This window comes from Bacillus sp. JJ1122, assembly GCF_036964885.1.
Lineage (GTDB): Bacteria > Bacillota > Bacilli > Bacillales > Cytobacillaceae > Mesobacillus.
Genome location: NZ_JBALQL010000021.1, coordinates 1 through 18128, shown reverse-complemented (window position 1 = coordinate 18128; position 18128 = coordinate 1). Strand labels below are relative to the sequence as shown.

20 protein-coding genes are annotated in these 18128 nt (G+C 40.8%); 16 read left to right on the top strand and 4 right to left on the bottom strand.

Translation table 11 applies throughout. The features are described 5' to 3' along the window. The first annotated feature begins 58 nt into the window (after positions 1-58). From V7201_RS12350 to V7201_RS12305, 10 genes are all read left to right on the top strand, one after another. The gene (locus V7201_RS12350; RefSeq protein ID WP_335377097.1) at positions 59-688 is read left to right on the top strand and encodes a helix-turn-helix transcriptional regulator; all 630 of its coding nucleotides are present in this window, start codon (positions 59-61) and stop codon (positions 686-688) included. Positions 689-719: 31 nt separating this feature from the next. After that, entirely contained in the window at positions 720-1538 is an 819-nt protein-coding gene (locus V7201_RS12345) for a pyruvate, water dikinase regulatory protein (RefSeq protein ID WP_335377043.1), read from the top strand. A gap of 323 nt (positions 1539-1861) precedes the next feature. Continuing rightward, a complete protein-coding gene (locus tag V7201_RS12340; protein WP_335377096.1) occupies positions 1862-2332 on the top strand; it encodes a YaiI/YqxD family protein in 471 nt (156 codons plus the stop codon). A 13-nt stretch (positions 2333-2345) separates the two neighbouring features. Then, positions 2346-4160 (top strand): DNA primase, encoded by a 1815-nt coding sequence (gene dnaG / locus V7201_RS12335; RefSeq protein WP_335377042.1) that lies wholly within the window; start codon positions 2346-2348, stop codon positions 4158-4160. 44 nt (positions 4161-4204) lie between these two features. Then, on the top strand, positions 4205-5335 hold the full coding sequence (rpoD, locus tag V7201_RS12330) for an RNA polymerase sigma factor RpoD (RefSeq protein ID WP_335377041.1): 1131 nt from the start codon (positions 4205-4207) through the stop codon (positions 5333-5335). A gap of 132 nt (positions 5336-5467) precedes the next feature. Beyond that, the gene (locus tag V7201_RS12325; protein ID WP_335377040.1) at positions 5468-5998 is read left to right on the top strand and encodes a hypothetical protein; all 531 of its coding nucleotides are present in this window, start codon (positions 5468-5470) and stop codon (positions 5996-5998) included. A gap of 98 nt (positions 5999-6096) precedes the next feature. Beyond that, a complete protein-coding gene (locus V7201_RS12320; RefSeq protein ID WP_335377039.1) occupies positions 6097-7236 on the top strand; it encodes an acyl-CoA dehydrogenase in 1140 nt (379 codons plus the stop codon). Between the two features lie 186 nt (positions 7237-7422). Beyond that, positions 7423-7782, top strand: a complete 360-nt coding sequence (gene cccA / locus V7201_RS12315) for a cytochrome c550 (protein ID WP_335377095.1) — start codon at positions 7423-7425, stop codon at positions 7780-7782. A 123-nt stretch (positions 7783-7905) separates the two neighbouring features. Further along, entirely contained in the window at positions 7906-8616 is a 711-nt protein-coding gene (locus V7201_RS12310; RefSeq protein ID WP_335377038.1) for a tRNA (adenine(22)-N(1))-methyltransferase, read from the top strand. Further along, on the top strand, positions 8613-9728 hold the full coding sequence (locus V7201_RS12305; protein ID WP_335377037.1) for a Nif3-like dinuclear metal center hexameric protein: 1116 nt from the start codon (positions 8613-8615) through the stop codon (positions 9726-9728). Before V7201_RS12310 ends, V7201_RS12305 begins: the two co-directional genes overlap by 4 nt. Positions 9729-9823: 95 nt before the next feature. Here V7201_RS12305 and V7201_RS12300 read toward each other — a convergent pair whose 3' ends face one another. Beyond that, on the bottom strand, positions 9824-10777 hold the full coding sequence (locus V7201_RS12300) for a 4-hydroxy-3-methylbut-2-enyl diphosphate reductase (RefSeq protein WP_335377036.1): 954 nt from the start codon (positions 10775-10777) through the stop codon (positions 9824-9826). A 111-nt stretch (positions 10778-10888) separates the two neighbouring features. Continuing rightward, positions 10889-11536: a VrrA/YqfQ family protein gene (gene vrrA, locus V7201_RS12295; RefSeq protein WP_335377035.1), complete on the bottom strand. Its 648-nt coding sequence runs from the start codon at positions 11534-11536 to the stop codon at positions 10889-10891. Positions 11537-11779: 243 nt separating this feature from the next. Between vrrA and V7201_RS12290 the strand changes: the two genes are divergently transcribed. Together V7201_RS12290 and V7201_RS12285 are read left to right on the top strand one after the other, a co-directional pair. Next, entirely contained in the window at positions 11780-13093 is a 1314-nt protein-coding gene (locus tag V7201_RS12290) for a DEAD/DEAH box helicase (protein ID WP_335377034.1), read from the top strand. A 33-nt stretch (positions 13094-13126) separates the two neighbouring features. Next, a complete protein-coding gene (locus V7201_RS12285; protein ID WP_335377033.1) occupies positions 13127-14017 on the top strand; it encodes a deoxyribonuclease IV in 891 nt (296 codons plus the stop codon). Positions 14018-14113: 96 nt separating this feature from the next. Here the strand turns inward: V7201_RS12285 and V7201_RS12280 are convergent, their stop codons facing one another. Then, positions 14114-14368, bottom strand: a complete 255-nt coding sequence (locus tag V7201_RS12280; protein ID WP_335377032.1) for a DUF2624 domain-containing protein — start codon at positions 14366-14368, stop codon at positions 14114-14116. 272 nt (positions 14369-14640) lie between these two features. On the opposite strand from V7201_RS12280, the gene V7201_RS12275 reads away from it, so the two are divergent. From V7201_RS12275 to V7201_RS12265, 3 genes are read left to right on the top strand one after another with little or no spacing between them, the layout of a single operon-like run. Continuing rightward, positions 14641-15426, top strand: a complete 786-nt coding sequence (locus tag V7201_RS12275) for a metal ABC transporter ATP-binding protein (protein ID WP_335377031.1) — start codon at positions 14641-14643, stop codon at positions 15424-15426. Next, positions 15423-16265, top strand: a complete 843-nt coding sequence (locus tag V7201_RS12270) for a metal ABC transporter permease (protein WP_335377030.1) — start codon at positions 15423-15425, stop codon at positions 16263-16265. Before V7201_RS12275 ends, V7201_RS12270 begins: the two co-directional genes overlap by 4 nt. A 12-nt stretch (positions 16266-16277) precedes the next feature. After that, positions 16278-16691 carry a Fur family transcriptional regulator gene (locus tag V7201_RS12265; RefSeq protein ID WP_335377029.1) on the top strand — a complete coding sequence of 138 codons (414 nt, stop codon included), beginning with the start codon at positions 16278-16280 and terminating at the stop codon, positions 16689-16691. Positions 16692-16807: 116 nt separating this feature from the next. On the opposite strand, the gene V7201_RS12260 is transcribed toward V7201_RS12265, so the two are convergent. After that, positions 16808-17377, bottom strand: a complete 570-nt coding sequence (locus V7201_RS12260) for a hypothetical protein (protein ID WP_335377028.1) — start codon at positions 17375-17377, stop codon at positions 16808-16810. A 161-nt stretch (positions 17378-17538) separates the two neighbouring features. Here V7201_RS12260 and V7201_RS12255 point away from each other — a divergent pair, with 161 nt between their 5' ends. After that, positions 17539-17958 (top strand): DUF4190 domain-containing protein, encoded by a 420-nt coding sequence (locus V7201_RS12255; protein ID WP_335377027.1) that lies wholly within the window; start codon positions 17539-17541, stop codon positions 17956-17958. Positions 17959-18128: the final 170 nt, after the last annotated feature.

Sequence of the window (18128 nt, the reverse complement as noted above, 5' to 3'; positions counted from 1 at the left end):
GTATTACATTAATATTACATAAAATTGCGGCTAATTAGCCAAATAATTCCGTTAGGTGGTGAGGACAATCGAACTGAATAAGCGCCAGGAACAGATCCTGCAGATCGTCAAGGATAATGGACCAATCACAGGGGAACATATTGCCGACAGGTTGAATCTGACAAGGGCGACATTAAGGCCGGACCTTGCCATCCTGACAATGTCAGGCTATCTGGACGCCAGGCCGCGTGTAGGCTATTTTTACACTGGCAAAACAGGTACTCAGCTCCTTTCTGAGAACCTTAAGAAAATCCTTGTTAGAGAATATCAGTCGATCCCGATTGTAGTGCCTGAAAATGTCTCGGTTTATGATGCAATTTGTACAATGTTTCTTGAGGATGTTGGGACATTGTTTGTTGTGGATAAGGCTTCGAAGCTAGTAGGTGTTCTTTCTCGTAAGGATTTATTGAGGGCGAGCATTGGCAAACAAGAGCTGACCAGCTTGCCAGTGAATATCATTATGACAAGGATGCCGAACATAACTGTTTGCCGCAGGGACGATCTGCTTATTGATGCAGCAAAGGAATTAATTGAAAAGCAAATTGACGCTCTTCCAATCATTAAAGATACCGATGATGGATATGAACTTGTCGGCAGATTGACGAAGACGAACATTACGAAGGCCTTTGTTGCCTTGGCAGAGGAATAAGAAGCAAATATTGAAGGGGCTGGATACAAAAATGAAAAAAACGCCAATAATTTATGTGGTTTCTGACTCTGTCGGCGAGACAGCTGAGCTCGTTACAAAAGCTGCTATCAGCCAATTTGAACATGCAGATATATCCTTAAAAAGATATCCATATGTTGAGGATAAAGAACATATTGATGAAGTTGTCTCCCTTGCTAAGCAAGACGGCGGCATGATTGCTTATACTTTAGTGAAGCCGGAAATAAGTGAATATCTGATGGAGGCCTCTGGGAAAGAAGGAGTATATGCATGTGACCTTATTGGCCCTTTGATGCAGCAAATACAGCTCCTTTGCGGAGAAACTCCGTTATATGAACCAGGATTGGTAAGGAAACTAGATGAAGATTACTTCAAAAAGGTTGAAGCCATTGAATTTGCCGTTAAGTATGACGACGGTCGTGACCCAAGAGGAATCTTAAAGGCAGATATCGTGCTGGTAGGTGTTTCGAGGACTTCGAAAACACCTTTATCCCAATATCTTGCTCATAAGAGATATAAAGTGGCAAACGTGCCGATTGTTCCCGAGGTTGACCCTCCAGAAGAGCTATTCCTCGTTCCAAAGGAAAAATGTTTTGGTTTAAGAATTTCCCCTGATAAACTTAACCAGATCAGGAGAGAACGGTTGATTTCACTTGGCCTTAATGACAAAGCCATTTATGCCAATATTGAACGGATTAAGGAAGAAATTGAATTTTTCGATGGTCTTGTTGAAAAAATCGGTTGTCCTGTTATTGATGTGACAAATAAGGCAGTTGAAGAAACAGCAAATGTCATTTTGAACATGGTCCGGAACAAAAAGATGGACGCTTAGCACATATATATTGCGTATGTGCTTTTCTTTTTGAATGTATTTGAATCGTGTTTTAAAACATTGTCTTCCATTAAGTGGTATTAGTTTGCAGATAGCCTTAAACCACGAGAAAAAATAATGGCAAAATCCCCTTTCTTATACTATAATAAAAAATTGTGATAAAAATGTATCTGTTTAGGTTTAGACTTGACAGATTACGAATAAACTATTTATTATCAGTTGTCAAGATATTGACCATGAAAAAATTCGACAAAATTCCCTTTTTAAAAAATATAGTCCCTAAGAAGGAAAATCCGGAGTGATGTAGAATTAATACTAGTGAAATCAACAATCAGACTCTTTTTGTTGATGCAGATTCATGCCCGGTCTTAAAAGAAATTGTCGAAATTGCTACGAAGTTTTCAATCGAAGTGATTTTTGTGGCTTCATATGCCCATATGAAGAACGATCTCCAAGGGCTAAACTGGGTATTTGTCGATTCACATAAGGAGGCTGCAGACCTTTATTTAATGAATCACGTTAACAAAGGTGATTTTGCAGTGACGCAGGACATCGGTCTTGCCTCTACCCTTCTTGCGAAAGGGGTTTATGCCATCTCTCCAAGGGGAAACTTATTTGAAGAAAAAGGTATACAAACTGCGCTTGAATTAAGGCATCTTTCTGCTAAAGCAAGAAGGCGCGGATTCTACGGAAAAGGGCCGAAACCTTTCACCGAAAAAGACAGAGAAAAATTTATAAAGGAATTGAGCATGCTTTTGTCGAATTTTAAGATATGTTCAAGGAATCACAACTAATGAGGTCATGCATATGGCAGAGAGGATTGCCGAGGAAAAAGTAAATGAAATCCGGCAGGCGGTTGAAATAGTCGATGTCATTGGTGATTTTGTCCAGTTAAAAAAACAGGGCAGAAACTATTTTGGACTCTGTCCATTTCATGGGGAAAACTCCCCTTCGTTTTCAGTCTCACCCGATAAGCAAATTTATCATTGCTTTGGTTGTGGCGCAGGCGGCAATGTTTTTTCATTTTTAATGGAGATTGAAGGTCTTTCCTTCCAGGAAGCCGCCTTAAAACTAGCAGAACGAGCGAATATCGAACTGCAGCTTGATGGTCCCTTAACTAATAAAGGACCTCAATTGTCTGAAGGCTCTAAGCAGATGATTGAAGCTCATGAGCTATTGCGTAAATTTTATCATCATTTGCTGGTAAATACAAAAGAAGGACAGGATGCTCTGGAATATCTCCTTAACAGGGGCTTCACCCTGGAATCGATTGAACGGTTCCAGATTGGATATGCACTTCCTTCCTGGGATTTTGTATCTAAGCTGCTTGAGAAACGTGGATTTTCACTGGCGTTAATTGAAAAAGCAGGTTTAGTTATACAAAGAGAAAAAGATGGAACATATTTTGACAGGTTTAGGGACAGAATCATGTTTCCTATTGTGGACCATCAAGGAAATACAATTGCGTTTTCCGGGAGAACCCTAGGGGGCGAAGAACCCAAATATTTAAATAGTCCCGAAACGCAAATTTTTAACAAGAGCAAAGTTTTGTATAATTTTCATCTTGCGCGGCCTTCAATCCGGAAGCAGCAGAAAGCCGTGCTTTTCGAAGGGTTTGCCGATGTCATTTCCGCTAATCGTGCGGGTGTTGAAAATGGCGTAGCAACGATGGGGACTTCTCTCACCGAAGAGCATATTTCATTGTTGAAGAGAAATGTTCAAGCCGTTACAATTTGTTATGATTCGGACAAAGCAGGTATTGAAGCAGCCTTCAGGGCTTCCAATATGCTGTCCAAGGCAGGTTTTACGGTAAAAGTCGCACTTATGCCAGATGGCATGGACCCCGACGATTTCATAAAGGTCCACGGCGAGGAAAAATTTAAAAACGAAATAATTGGTTCGAGCGCCACCTTGATGGCATTTAAATTAATATATTATCGAAGAGGGAAAAACCTTCAGCATGAAGGAGATCGCCTTCAATATATCGAAGAAGTACTTAAAGAAATTAGTGCATTAGATAAAGCCGTTGAAAAAGATTTGTATTTAAGGCAGGTTGCCAATGAGTTTTCGCTTTCGCTAGAAGCACTTGTGCAGCAGCAGAACCAATTGGTGCAGGCAAGGAACCAAAAGAAGCAAACACCTAAAGGGCAAGCCCAGCCAGAAAACAAGCCAGTGGCGTTCAGCCGAAAAGCGGAGCTTAAACCTGCATACCATACGGCTGAAAGGCGTATGATTTCTCACATGATGAGAAGTGCCGATATTGCCTATAAGGTACAGGATATGCTTGAAGGGAACACACTGAACATTGATGAGCATCAGGCTATTATTACTTATTTATTTGCATACTATGAAAAAGGACATGACCCTGATCCAAGTGCGTTCTTAAATTACCTTCAGGATAATAAGCTAAAAAGGGTCGTTGCTGATATCGAGATGATGCCTCTAAACGAGGAAATCAGTGATCAGGAATTATCTGATTATATCAAGCAAGTGTTGAATTATCAAAAAATGTTAAAAATAAAGGAAAAATTGGCAGAACAAAAACAGGCAGAACGACAAAGTGACTTCTTGCGTGCAGCGTCTATCGCTGCAGAAATCATAAGTTTGCGCAAGACTCTATAAATCCCGATGCTGATTGTTTTTGATTTTTGGAAGGAGGGGGACAAATGGCTGAAAAGTCGGCCCGTTCTAAAGAGGTCACAGAAAATGAAGTGACAGTGGAACAAGTTAAAGACCAGTTAACTGCACTGGGTAAAAAAACAGGTGTCCTTGCTTATGATGATATTGCTGAAAGGCTCTCAAGTTTTGAACTTGATTCAGACCAAATGGATGAATACTATGAGTTCCTAGGAGAGCAGGGAATTGAACTAGTTGGAGAAAGTGATGAATCTGAGGATCCAGATATAAAGCAGCTTTCCAAAGATGATGAAGAGTTCGATTTAAATGATCTTAGTGTCCCGCCAGGAGTCAAAATCAATGACCCTGTAAGGATGTACCTAAAAGAAATCGGGCGTGTGGATCTTCTGTCTGCAGAAGAAGAAATCAATCTTGCAGAACGAATCGAAGAAGGCGATGAAGAGGCTAAAAGGCGTCTTGCTGAAGCAAACCTTCGACTTGTAGTAAGTATTGCTAAGCGATATGTCGGCCGTGGAATGCTATTTCTTGATTTGATCCAGGAAGGAAATATGGGTTTAATCAAGGCTGTTGAAAAATTTGATTACCGTAAGGGGTTCAAATTCAGTACTTATGCTACTTGGTGGATCCGTCAGGCAATCACACGCGCTATCGCTGACCAGGCACGTACGATCAGGATTCCTGTTCATATGGTTGAAACAATCAATAAATTGATTCGTGTTCAAAGACAGCTTCTTCAGGATTTAGGCCGCGAACCAACACCTGAAGAAATTGGTGAAGATATGGATCTTACACCAGAAAAGGTACGTGAAATTTTAAAGATTGCCCAGGAACCAGTTTCCCTTGAAACACCAATCGGTGAAGAGGACGATTCACACCTTGGGGATTTCATTGAAGACCAGGATGCTACATCTCCTTCTGAACACGCTGCGTATGAATTATTAAAGGAACAGCTTGAAGATGTCCTTGATACGCTCACAGACCGTGAAGAAAACGTTTTAAGACTAAGATTTGGCCTAGATGATGGCCGTACCCGCACACTTGAGGAAGTGGGCAAGGTATTTGGGGTTACGCGCGAACGTATCCGTCAAATTGAAGCCAAGGCACTTCGCAAGTTAAGGCACCCAAGCCGAAGCAAACGTCTGAAAGACTTTTTAGAATAGGATTGCCAAGGAATAATTTACTTTTTAAAATAAAAGTAAATTATTCCTTTTTTTAAGGTTCATTTCGCTACTCATATCTGATATAAGTAACTCCTTGAAACGGCAATTTAATTAAGACAGGAAGTGCAATTGATGGACGATCAGCGCAAGAAAATCATTGTTAATGAAATAAATTATTGGAAACAAAACAGAATGTTGCCAGAACACTATTGTGATTTTCTTCTGAATCTATATACTGAGGGCATTACCGAAGCCGTACAAGCTGCTAAAAACAGCCAATATGACCTGCCTAAAATCTTAACTGTTTTTTTACTTGGATTGTTATCGCTTTCAGTATTGTTATTTTATTTTACTGAATTATCTCTCATTTTGCAAATGACCATCATCATTCTTTTTGGAATAAGTTCCCTAATTTCAGGTATTTATTTAATCTCCAAATCTTACTTAAAATTAATCCCATTGCTTGCCACAGCAATGAATTTGTTGATCATTACAATCCAGGCAGCAGAAATTTCCTTTCCGGAAAATACATACATACTTTATTTCGTGACCATCGCCAATTGTTTAGTATGGGTCATTGCAGGTGTGAAATGGAAAATGATTTCATTTAAAATCTCCGGAATTGCAGGCATAATCATTCTGTTTATTACTATATTTATATAATTATAAAATATTTAAAAGTTTTTAAATCTTGAGAATATTGTCTATCCACCTTTATAATGAAGAATGTAAACGCATTCAACAGTTTAAGGGGGATGGAAATGAATTTCGATTTAACATCTGAACAGGCAATGATAAAAAGGACGATTAGAGAGTTTTCTGAGGAAGAAGTAGCTCCTGGAGCAATTGAAAGAGATAAAACCAAACAGTTTCCGACAGAAATCTTCAAAAAACTTGGTGAGCTTGGAATGTTGGGGCTTCCATTTCCAGAAGAATACGGCGGGGCAGGAGCCGATACAGTCAGTTTCGCGATTGTAACAGAGGAGCTGAGCAGGGGATGTGCTTCTACTGGGATTACTTACTCAGCACATATTTCTCTTGGCGGTGCTCCGATTAATCTCTTTGGAACAGAGGAACAAAAGCAAAAGTATCTTGAGCCTATTTGTACAGGGGAATCTCTAGGTGCATTTGGATTGACAGAACCTAATGCAGGATCGGATGCTGGAGGCACACAGACGACAGCTAAAGAGGAAAACGGAGAGTATGTAATCAATGGAAGCAAGTGTTTTATTACGAACGCGAGCTATGCAAAACATTTGGCATTGACTGCAATCACTGGGGATAATGCTGGAATGAAAGAAATCAGTGCGATCATTGTTCCAACAGATGCTCCTGGTTTTACAGTAATTGATAACTATGAAAAAATGGGATTGAATGCATCAAATACAACCGAGCTAGTAATGGAAAACGTTCGGGTGCCGGTTGAAAACCTTCTTGGCAAAAAAGGAGAAGGCTTCAAGCAATTCCTGATTACCCTCGATGGAGGCAGAATCGGAATTGGCGCAATGGCAGTCGGTGTTGCCCAGGCTGCTTATGAAAAAGCGCTGCAATATGCCCAAGAAAGAAAACAATTTGGAAAGTCACTTTCTAAATTCCAGGCAATCCAATTCAAACTTGCTGATATGGCCATGAAAATTGAATTGGCCCGTAATATGGTTTACAAGGCAGCATGGCTGAAGGACCAAGGGCGCCCATTCTCCAAAGAAGCATCAATGTGCAAGCTGTACGCTTCTGAAATCGCCATGGAAGTAGCTGATCAGGCTGTCCAGATCCATGGAGGTTATGGATATATGAGAGAGTATGAAGTGGAGCGCTATATGAGAGATGCAAAGCTGCTTGAAATCGGCGAAGGTACTTCTGAGGTACAAAGAATGGTCATCGCTAGGTTAATTGGCTGTTAGATTGGAAATAGTAAGGATGAGTGATTACGCAAAAACTTCATCATTTGATGGGGTTTTTTGTCTAATTTGTGAACAAGTGTGACAAAGTTTGCTTTTTTGCTTTTCCTGTAAACGTTTTTCAAGTAAAATAATAGTTGCTTGAAATTATTATTTAAAAGTGATGTTATACATAAGGGAGGGTATATGATGAATCGTAATCCAATCATTCCATTCGTATTGATCATGGTAATGGGTATCGGCTTAATGTTCCTGCTTTCTTTCAAAGGACTTGGAGATTCCAAAGACTTAGCGAAAGAAAAAGAAGGCGGCGGAAAGACTGAGGAGACTGCTGAAGTGAATCCTGAGGAGTTCTACAAGCAAACTTGCGCAGGATGCCACGGTCAACAGTATGAAGGTGGTGCTGGTCCTTCGTTAAAAGGTGTAGGCGGCAGATATTCTAAAGATGAAATCAAAGACATCATTACGAATGGTAAGGGCAACATGCCTCCAGGAATGGCAGCTGGTAAAGAAGAACAAATGGCTGAATTCCTTTCAAAAATGAAGTAATACCATGAAGGGCTCTTTGCAAAAGCAAAGGGCCTTTTAATTTATTCTCTGGCATGATTGGACAAGGGGCAGGAGCTTTTCATATACTAATAAAAGCAAAATACGATTTAGAAGGTGACTTGAATGAATGCTGAAAAGCTATCGAACCGGCTAGAAGCCGTTGCAAATAATATTCCTCATGGGGCAAGGCTGGCTGATATTGGTTCCGACCATGCCTATTTGCCATGCAATGTAGTGAAAAAAGGAATCGTCCCTGCAGCCATTGCAGGCGAGGTGGCAGAGGGGCCATATCAATCTGCGCTTGAGCAGGTGCACTCTGAAAACCTTGCAGAAGAGATTTCTGTCCGTAAGGGTGACGGTCTTGATGTGATTCAAACTGGCGAAGTTGACTGCATTACCATTGCTGGCATGGGAGGAACGCTTATTTCAAATATTCTCGATCGTGGTAAAACAAAACTTGATGGAGTGACTAGACTTGTTCTCCAGCCAAATGTCGGGAGTTTCGCAGTTCGCAGCTGGCTGATCGATAATGGCTGGGAGTTAATGAAAGAAGAAATCCTTAAAGAAGATGGAAAAATATATGAGATTTTAGTTGCTGAAAGAGGAGAGCCATTAAAGCCTTTTCAAAATAAGAATCTAGAAGAAGGAATTTTGTTTGGCCCATTTTTAATGGGAGAGAAATCACTGATATTCATAGAAAAATGGAACCAGGAAAAGAAAAACTGGGATCGGATCTTACACCAGCTTAATGATGCAGTACAAAATGAAGAAACAGCGAGTAAGAGGCTCGAATTAGAAAGAAAGATCAGTATGGCAGAGGAGGTATTAAAGTGAAAAAAGTCAATGGCCATGAGGTAATACAGCTTTTTGAACAATTCTCTCCAAAAGCTTTCGCGATGGAAGGAGATAAAATTGGCCTACAGATTGGAGCTCTGAACCAGCCCGTGCAAACGGTCCTGGTAGCTCTTGATGTGAATGAGGAAGTTGTAGATGAAGCAATTGCGAAAAATGCTAAATTGATTATCGCTCATCATCCACCAATTTACAGGCCCCTGCAGAAAATTGCAACAGATACTCCGGCTGGAAGAATAATTGCGAAGCTTATCAAGCATGACATTGCTGTATATGCGGCTCATACAAACCTCGATGTTGCTGTGGGTGGTGTGAATGATTTGCTGGCTGAAGCGCTGGGATTACAAAATCCTGAAGTGTTAGTTCCAACATATGAAGATACACTTAAGAAGCTTGTGGTGTTTGTCCCTGCTGAAGATGCCGAACAGCTTAGGGAGGCTCTTGGAAATGCTGGGGCCGGTTCAATTGGCAACTATAGCCATTGTTCTTTTTCAGGGCCTGGAGAGGGACGTTTCCTGCCAGGGGAGAATACAAACCCCCATATAGGCGTAAAGGGAAAGCTTGAAGCAGTCAGCGAGGTAAGGATTGAAACTATTTTCCCTCTCAGCATCGAAAAAAAGGTGCTCCAAGCAATGATCAAGGCACATCCCTATGAAGAGGTTGCATACGATGTGTACAGCATTGAAAATAAAGGTGCTGCGCTAGGTCTGGGACGGATTGGTCATGTAGATCCAACCACTCTTGGCGAATTTGCAGAGCGGGTAAAAGAAGTGTTGGAAGTTGATACAGTTCGTGTAGTGGGCGAACTAAACTCCAAGGTGAAAAAAGTTGCGGTCCTGGGCGGAGATGGTAATAAGTATTACTCACAGGCCAAGTTCCGAGGTGCAGATGTGTATATTACAGGGGATATTTATTACCATACAGCACATGATGCCATGATGGCCGGTTTAAACATGATCGATCCAGGACACAACGTGGAAAAGGTAATGAAAAAAGGCGTAGCATCAGTTATGGAGAAGCTTTGCAGGGAGAAAGGTTATGAGGTGCAATTCATTCCATCAGAAATCGGGACAGATCCTTTTACATTTATTTAAATTAAAATCCATTGGCCTGTTAATCGTTTAAATCAGCTGCCATCTATACGATAAGAAAAAAGCAGCCTGACATCCAGGCTGCTTTTTATTGTTAATTATAAGCTTGCTTCAGCTTTTTTTACCTTCGGCAGAATCTTGTTTAACGGAACTTTTTTCTCCTTCATCCACGTAGCTTCGTTTGCCGGGTCAAATTGTTCAAGGAATGTTATGACCTCTTTTGTGATAGGGGTTGGAGTAGATGCACCAGAAGTGACAGCGACGGTGTTGGCATCCTTGATCCACTCGATGTTCAATTCAGATACATCTGCAATCCGATATGCGTTCGTTCCGGCAATCTCTTCTGAAACCTGAGCCAGGCGGTTAGAGTTATTGCTTTTTGGGTCGCCGACGACGATAAGGACATCCGCTTCGCCAGCTTGCTCAGCAACAGCTTCCTGGCGCACCTGTGTTGCCATGCAGATTTCTTTGTGCACCTCTGCATGAGGGTACTTTTCTTTCACGCTCTGGATGATTTCGGACACATCCCATTGGCTCATAGTTGTTTGATTTGTAACAATTAATTTTTCGGCCTTCAATTGCAGTGCCTCAACATCTGATGGAGTTTCTACCAGGTGGACAATTCCAGGTGCGACTCCAACTGCACCCTCGGGCTCTGGGTGGCCTTTTTTCCCGATATATATAACTTCAAAGCCTTCTTTTTCCTTTGCGCGGATCAAGTTGTGGGTATTGGTTACATCTGGACACGTCGCATCAATTGAAACGAGTCCCTTTTTCTTAGCGAGTTCCCGGACTTCAGGGGAAATTCCGTGGGCTGTAAAAATAACAGTCCCGCCATCAACTTTTTCAAGTATTTCCTTACGGTTATTCCCGTCCAATGTGATGATTCCTTCTTCTTCAAATGCATCCGTAACATGTTTGTTGTGAACAATCATCCCAAGTATATATATTGGCCGCGGCAAACTTTTATCCAATGCAGCATTACGTGCAATGACCATAGCGTCGACGACACCATAGCAATAGCCGCGAGGTGAAATTTTAATTACATTCATTGAGTCATCCTCCTGCGAATACCTCTAATTCTCTCTTTTATTATATAAAACTTATAGAAAGAATACAAAAGCGACTTTCAGTAAAGGAATGACTTTACTAATTACACCTTGCTAAAAGAATAATTTTGGGGAAGATGAACCCTTGGGTCCAGTCTTTCTAGCAGCCTTTTTCTGGCCTGCTGGTTTACTCTTTGGTTGTGTTGGAGCTGTCTTTGCAGTTTTCTCCATACTTGCTGTATCTTTGTTTACTGTGACGTCTCCTTGTTCCTTTTGTTCTTCTGCATCAGGCATATCCTTCAGTCCCTTGTACAGCTTCCACATCGAGGGAATGTTGCGGACAAGGGGACCATATTGCTGAATCATTGGTCCAAATTGCTGCGCAGTCTTTAAAACCTGCTGTGTGTTGTTAAGGAATCCATTAAGTGCTGAAGGATTCGTCAGGGTTTTCAGGATTCCACCTCCAGAGCTTGCTGCTCTTGCTGTTCCGGCGCCTTGTGACAAAAATCCAGGCATAGCATTACTTTGGCCTCTGCTGCCTTTACCGAGAAGTTTAGCAAGTATTCCTCCGCCACCTTGTCTAGATTGCGGATTTCTGCCCATCCTTGGTCCAAATTGCCCCTGTTGCATTCCTGGCCTTATCCCGCCGAATTGGTTTGGGTTCATTTGGCGGTGAGGCATGGCAGGTGGGCCCATATATCCTGGACCCATGAAATGATGAGGCTGCATTCCGCGAGAGTTCATACGGGGTCCTTGTAGCATTCTGACCCCTCCTTTCTAGATAAATCATCTCCTATTAGAGTATGCAGCACCTCAGATTTGGTTTAATAAATTAGCATTCGGCACGAAACAGGTTTGTTTTTTCATGAGGAAAGGTTAAGATAGTACTGATTGGAGATTTTCTGCAATCTTTATTATAATTACAGGATGAACCTGAGAGACCAGCCTACGGAACGGGCTGAATTCCCTGCAGTATAGGGAAAAAGGGTAAAAAGGAGTTAAACAATGACTGAAACGAAATTTGATCGATATGAATTTAAGCCATTCATTATAGATGCCGTTAACAAACTTGGTTTTTATGAGCCAACTGAAATCCAGGAACGCTTGATTCCGACAATTATCAAAGGTGATAGCGCTATTGGCCAGTCACAGACTGGAACAGGGAAGACACATGCGTACGTTCTTCCAATCATGAACAAGCTTGATGCCTCCCGCAATGAGGTCCAAGCTATCATCACAGCTCCTACAAGGGAGCTTGCAAATCAAATTTACCATGAAGTTCTCAAGATAGCTGAACATGCACCTCAGGAAGAAAAAATTACTGCACGCTGCTATATTGGCGGCACTGATAAGCAGAGAACGATTGAGAAGCTGAAAACACAGCCGCAAATAGTAATCGGCACCCCAGGCAGGATTAACGACCTTGTAAAGGAAAATGCACTGTTTGTTCACACCGCTAACATGCTGGTCGTGGATGAAGCGGATTTAATGCTTGATATGGGATTCATTGAAGATATTGACCAATTTGCATCACGGATGCCTGAAAAGCTTCAGATGTTAGTATTTTCTGCAACCATACCTGAAAAACTTAAGCCTTTCTTGAAAAAGTACATGGAAAACCCTAAATATGTACAAGTAGATCCGAAGCAAGCAACAGCTGAGAATATTGAACATCTTCTGCTGCCAGCTCGACACAGGGACAAAATTGGACTCGTCCATTCTGCGCTCTTGGCATTTAATCCGTACCTCGGGATTGTTTTTGCCAATACGAAAAAGAAAGCAGACGAGATAGCGGACGGATTAATCTCAAAAGGCATGAAGGTTGGCCGAATTCATGGGGATTTAAGTCCACGTGAGCGTAAAAGAGTCATGAAGCAGGTTAAAGACCTGGAATTTCAATATATTGTTGCTACTGACCTTGCTGCAAGGGGAATCGACATTCAGGGAATCAGTCATGTAATCAATTATGAATTGCCGACAGACCTTGATTTTTATATCCACAGGGTTGGGCGTACAGCACGTGCAGGTGCCTCGGGAATCGCTTTAACGGTATATGAACAGTCTGATGAAGATGCATTAGTACGCCTCGAAAAAATGGGGATCGCCTTTAAAAACATCGATATGAAGAAAGGCGAATTTACCGAAATTGAAGAGCGGAACAGACGCCAAAATAGAAAGAAAAAAGAAACACCAGGTGAAGCGGTGGCCAAATCGCTTGTTTCAAAACCTAAAAAAGTCAAGCCAGGCTATAAGAAAAAGATGCAGTGGGAAATGGATAAAATTAAAAAACGTCAAAATCGGTTAAATAAGAAAAAATAAACAAACTGTAAATGTTTTAGGGAGAGATCAGTAATGTTAATTGGCTCACATGTTTCCATGAGCGGAAAGAAAATGCTGCTAGCAGCAAGTGAAGAAGCCGTCTCATATGGAGCAAATACCTTTATGATCTATACGGGAGCACCTCAGAATACGAGAAGGAAAAAAATTGAGGATCTTAATATTGAAGAAGGGCACAGGCATATGGAAGAGCATGGCATCAATGAAATCATTGTCCATGCACCATATATCATCAATATTGGAAATTCCGAAAATCCAGATACATTTGATCTGGGTGTAAGATTCCTAAGGAGCGAAATTGAGCGCACAGAGGCTCTTGGTGCCAGGCAAATCGTTCTGCATCCGGGTGCCCATATCGGAGCAGGCACAGAAAAAGGCATCCAAAAAATTGTCGAGGGCATCAATGAGGTTTTAACAGGTAAAGAAAATGTCCAAATCGCTTTGGAAACAATGGCCGGAAAAGGATCAGAGTGCGGAAAATCCTTTGAAGAGCTCGCGATGATTATGGATGGCGTCATTTACAATGATAAGCTTTCAGTTTGCTTTGATACATGCCATACCCATGATGCTGGATATCCTATCATTGAGGACTTTGATGGTGTCCTGAATGAATTCGATAAAATCGTTGGACTGGACAGGCTGAAAGTGCTCCACATTAATGACAGCAAGAATGCTGTAGGCATGAGAAAAGACCGCCATGAGAACATTGGGTTTGGCCATATTGGCTTTGATGCGTTGAGCTACATTGTTCATCACCCACAGCTTATCAGCGTGCCAAAAATTCTTGAAACTCCTTTTGTTGGAGAGGATAAGAATAATAAAAAAGCACCATATAAGCATGAAATAGCCATGCTTAAAAGCAAGCAGTTTGAAGAAAATCTGCTTGATATAATTATGAATGGCTAAAATAAATAACAAAGTTAAAAGCTGTGGAGAACTCCACAGCTTTTTAATTTGTTGTTTTATGAATGAGTAATTAATGTATTATAGGCTAGATTTCCATCATTTCGTAAATTTCACGAAAAGCTTGTTAACTTCGCGTGCAGTTTCTGGACTTGTGACACGGGCAATCTCTTTGATCAATGTTTTACGTTCTGAATCATTAAAAATGTTGACTTTTTTTCCTCGTAAGTATCCGGCAATTTTCTGTGCCTGCGCCATTGTGATTGAAATCTGAAATTGAGAGGCATATTTCAGCAGTTCATCAGCAGTAATATTACTTATTTTATGGTTAATGATATTTTCAAAAATAGCCAAAGATCATCACTCCTCCATAGTAAGGTATGAGCCCGGAATGGAAAAAGTGACTGTTTTCTTTGCCAGATAAAAAATATACTGTTTCATCCTTTCATCTTGGCTGTAATCTAGTTACTTTAAATTTTGAATATCTTTGAAATGCTAGGGGGTAAAAATCAGTGACGGTGTCAACGTGGAATTTCGGTGTTAAAATCAGATAGTTTACAATTTGCACGTATAAAGATATACTACTAAATGTAAATCGTAATGATTCTTATTTTGTGGGTGATGAAATGAGCAGTAACAATTATATCGTCCAGGTACAAAATTTGTCTTATCGATATGATAAAGAGAATGTACTTGAAAATATAAATCTGTCTATCCAAAAGGGTAGCTTTTTGGCGATTGTTGGCCCGAATGGATCGGGTAAATCGACCTTGCTTAAATTGATGCTTGGTCTGATTAAGCCGCAAAAAGGTACGATCCGTTTATTTGGGCAGGGAATTGGAAAATTCAAGGAGCATCATAAAATCGGTTTTGTGTCCCAAAAGGCTAACTCCTTCAATACTGGATTCCCGGCAACGGTTTTTGAGGTAGTGGCTAGTGGATTGACTAAGAAGCTTGGTCTTTTTAAGTTCTTACAGAAAAGGCACCATGATAAAATTAAGCAGGCAATTAAATCTGTAGGGATGGAAAAGTTCATGGACCGTAATATTGGCGAACTTTCCGGCGGGCAGCAGCAAAGAGTCTTTATCGCCAGGGCTCTCGTTAGCAATCCAGAATTGCTGATTCTTGATGAACCAACAGTCGGTGTCGATGCTGAAAATGTGAATTCGTTCTATGAAATGCTAGAAAGGTTAAATAAACAGAATGGTATTACCTTGCTTCTGGTTACTCATGATATTGGCACGATTTCCGATAAAGTTACAAATGTGGCATGCCTCAATAAAAATATGCATTTCCATGGGAGCACTGAGGAATTTGAGCTGCTAAAAATCAACGAGATGTCAGAAATTTATGGGCATGATGTTCATGTTTTGACTCATGATCACCACCATCACGAGGGGGCCCATTCATGATTAGCGGTTTATTGCAATACGAATTTTTGCAAAATGCCTTTTTAACTGGAATGATTATAGGAGTGATAGCTCCTTTGCTGGGTGTCTTTATTGTCGTCCGCAGACTTTCGCTCATTGCAGATGCTCTTAGCCATGTAACACTAGCAGGAATTGCGGCAAGCCTTCTGCTTGAAAAGAAATTCTTGGTATTCAGCGGAGTTAATCCGTTATATATGGGAATGGCTTTCTCGGTGACGGGTTCATTGTTTATTGAAAAACTAAGAACGGTTTATAAACATTACCAGGAATTGGCGATCCCGATCATCCTTTCTGGCGGTATCGGGTTGGGAGTCATCTTCATTTCCCTTGCAGACGGGTTCAATACCGATTTATTCAGCTATTTATTTGGCAGTGTCAGTGCTGTAAGCAGAATGGACCTATGGACAATTGCCATCATTAGTATCCTTGTCATATTGCTTGTTGTATTATTATATAAAGAATTATTCCTGTTATCTTTTGATGAAGAATATGCGAGGGCGACTGGAATCGCTGCAAAAACGCTCCATTTTATTTTTATTGTAATGGTAGCATTGGTCATTGCTGCATCGATGAGGATTGTCGGCATCCTGCTCGTTTCCTCACTGATGACATTGCCTGTTGCTGCCAGTATTCGTTTCGCAAAAGGATTTAAGCAGACCATCTTTTTCTCCATCCTGTTTGGCGAAATCTCTGTGTTAGGCGGTCTTTTCCTATCCTACTACCTGGATTTAGCGCCAGGTGGAACTATCGTGATGATTGCAGTACTCATTCTTGTCTTGGCTATATGGCTTAAGAAACGTGCATCATCAAGATCATTGTAACGGGGTGATTTCTTGAACGTACTAGAAGCAATGAACCTACTCAAGGAACAAGGGTTTAAGCATACCGGTAAACGGGAGGACATGCTCCAGCTCTTTTCTGATAATGATAAATACTTAACTGCACGGGATGTATTGGAACAAATGAAGGAGAACTACCCTGGTTTGAGTTTCGATACCATTTATCGTAATTTAAGTGTATTTGTAGATTTAGGAATTCTTGAAATGACAGAGCTTTCTGGTGAAAAGCATTTTCGGTTCACCTGCTCTCACAAAGAGCATCATCATCATTTTATCTGCCTCGACTGTGGGAAAACAAAGGAAATCGAAACTTGCCCGATGCGAAATATTGAGGCTAGCTTTAAAGGCTACGATATATCGGGACATAAATTTGAAATTTATGGGCGCTGCCCTGAATGTGTTCAATAACAACTTGATATAAGTTCCTTAAAGATCTGGCCACCTGGCCAGATCTTTTTATTCATTTCATCAATTTAATACAAAAATTAAGTGAAATGAAAAAAACGGCCTGGGATAGGCCGTTTTTAATTATTTTTTATCCATTTTTGCACCCAGTCTTGGGCTTCTTTCCAATCGTTTACACGAATGACTCCTTCAGGAATCGGATCTTGATTGTAAGGTGTATTAAATAACAATACAGGGATGTTTAGTTCTTCATGAAGATTCACCGCATTATCATGCTTATCCTCAAGAAAAATATCGACATCATATTTCTTTGCAGCTTCGATTTTATCATGTGAACCAATTAAATGGATATCATTGTACATAAGCTCTTGATTGGTAAACCATTCCTTTGTTATGTCAAGCAAGTGGCTGTCTCTGGCGCTTATGAAATACAAATCGTGCTCTTTTTCCCATCTTTTCAAGATTTCTTTTGCTCCTGCTGCCAAAGGGGATTGTGAATAAATGACCGGCTCCATACTTTTGAACCAGTCATAAAATTCCTTTTCAGAAACCGTTACCAGCGGCATAAAGTCATATTGCTTAATGTCATCAATTGTAATATTCAATCCAAATGCATCATTTAAATATGGAACAAATGTAGTTGGACAGGTGACTGTACCATCAATATCTATACCGAAACGTCTTTTCATTCAGCTTGCTCCTTAAATAAAATATATCCTTCCTTAATCTTACCAAATGAACAGACGGCGCAAAAGAAATACTTTTCATTCAGTCAAACATTGCCATGAGGAAAAACGGCAATGTAGCAAACAATAATAAATGCTCCACTTAAAGAAAGCGAGGGATTAAAGTGGCAGACCAAGAACGAGAACAGAGAGGTACCGAATATATCACTGAACCTAAGCAGGATGTTATAACGGTAAGAGATGCGCGTGATGAAATTTATCAAGAAGAGACAGCAGAAGAAATCGCCGCTCCCGCACGTGATGAACACTTCTACCGCGAAGAAACAGCGGCTGAAATTGCTGCACCTGCACCTTTAGTAAGAAGAGGATCAGATGAGGAAACTGAAACTGGAGGAAGAGGGCTTGCCTATTCAGCTCTTGCCCTTTCGATCTTGTCGCTGTTTATTTTACCAGTTCTTTTCGGAGCAGCTGGGATTATCCTTGGCTTCATGGCCCGCAGAAGAGGCTCCGCCATCGGAAGCTGGGCAATTGGAATAGGGGTAATTTCTATTTTAATTGGCATCTTCATCCTCCCGTTTTTTTAACGGGATTTAAAAGCTGCCAAAAAAAGACCCGGGAATTCTTGAACTATACCCCGGATAACGGACACTTATAAAAAAGTGCCCCTTATCCGGGGTTTTTTGTGTTTCAATAGAACTAATCAGAATGGACGGAGGATTTACAATGAGTAAGAAGCTTTATAATGAATCTCAAA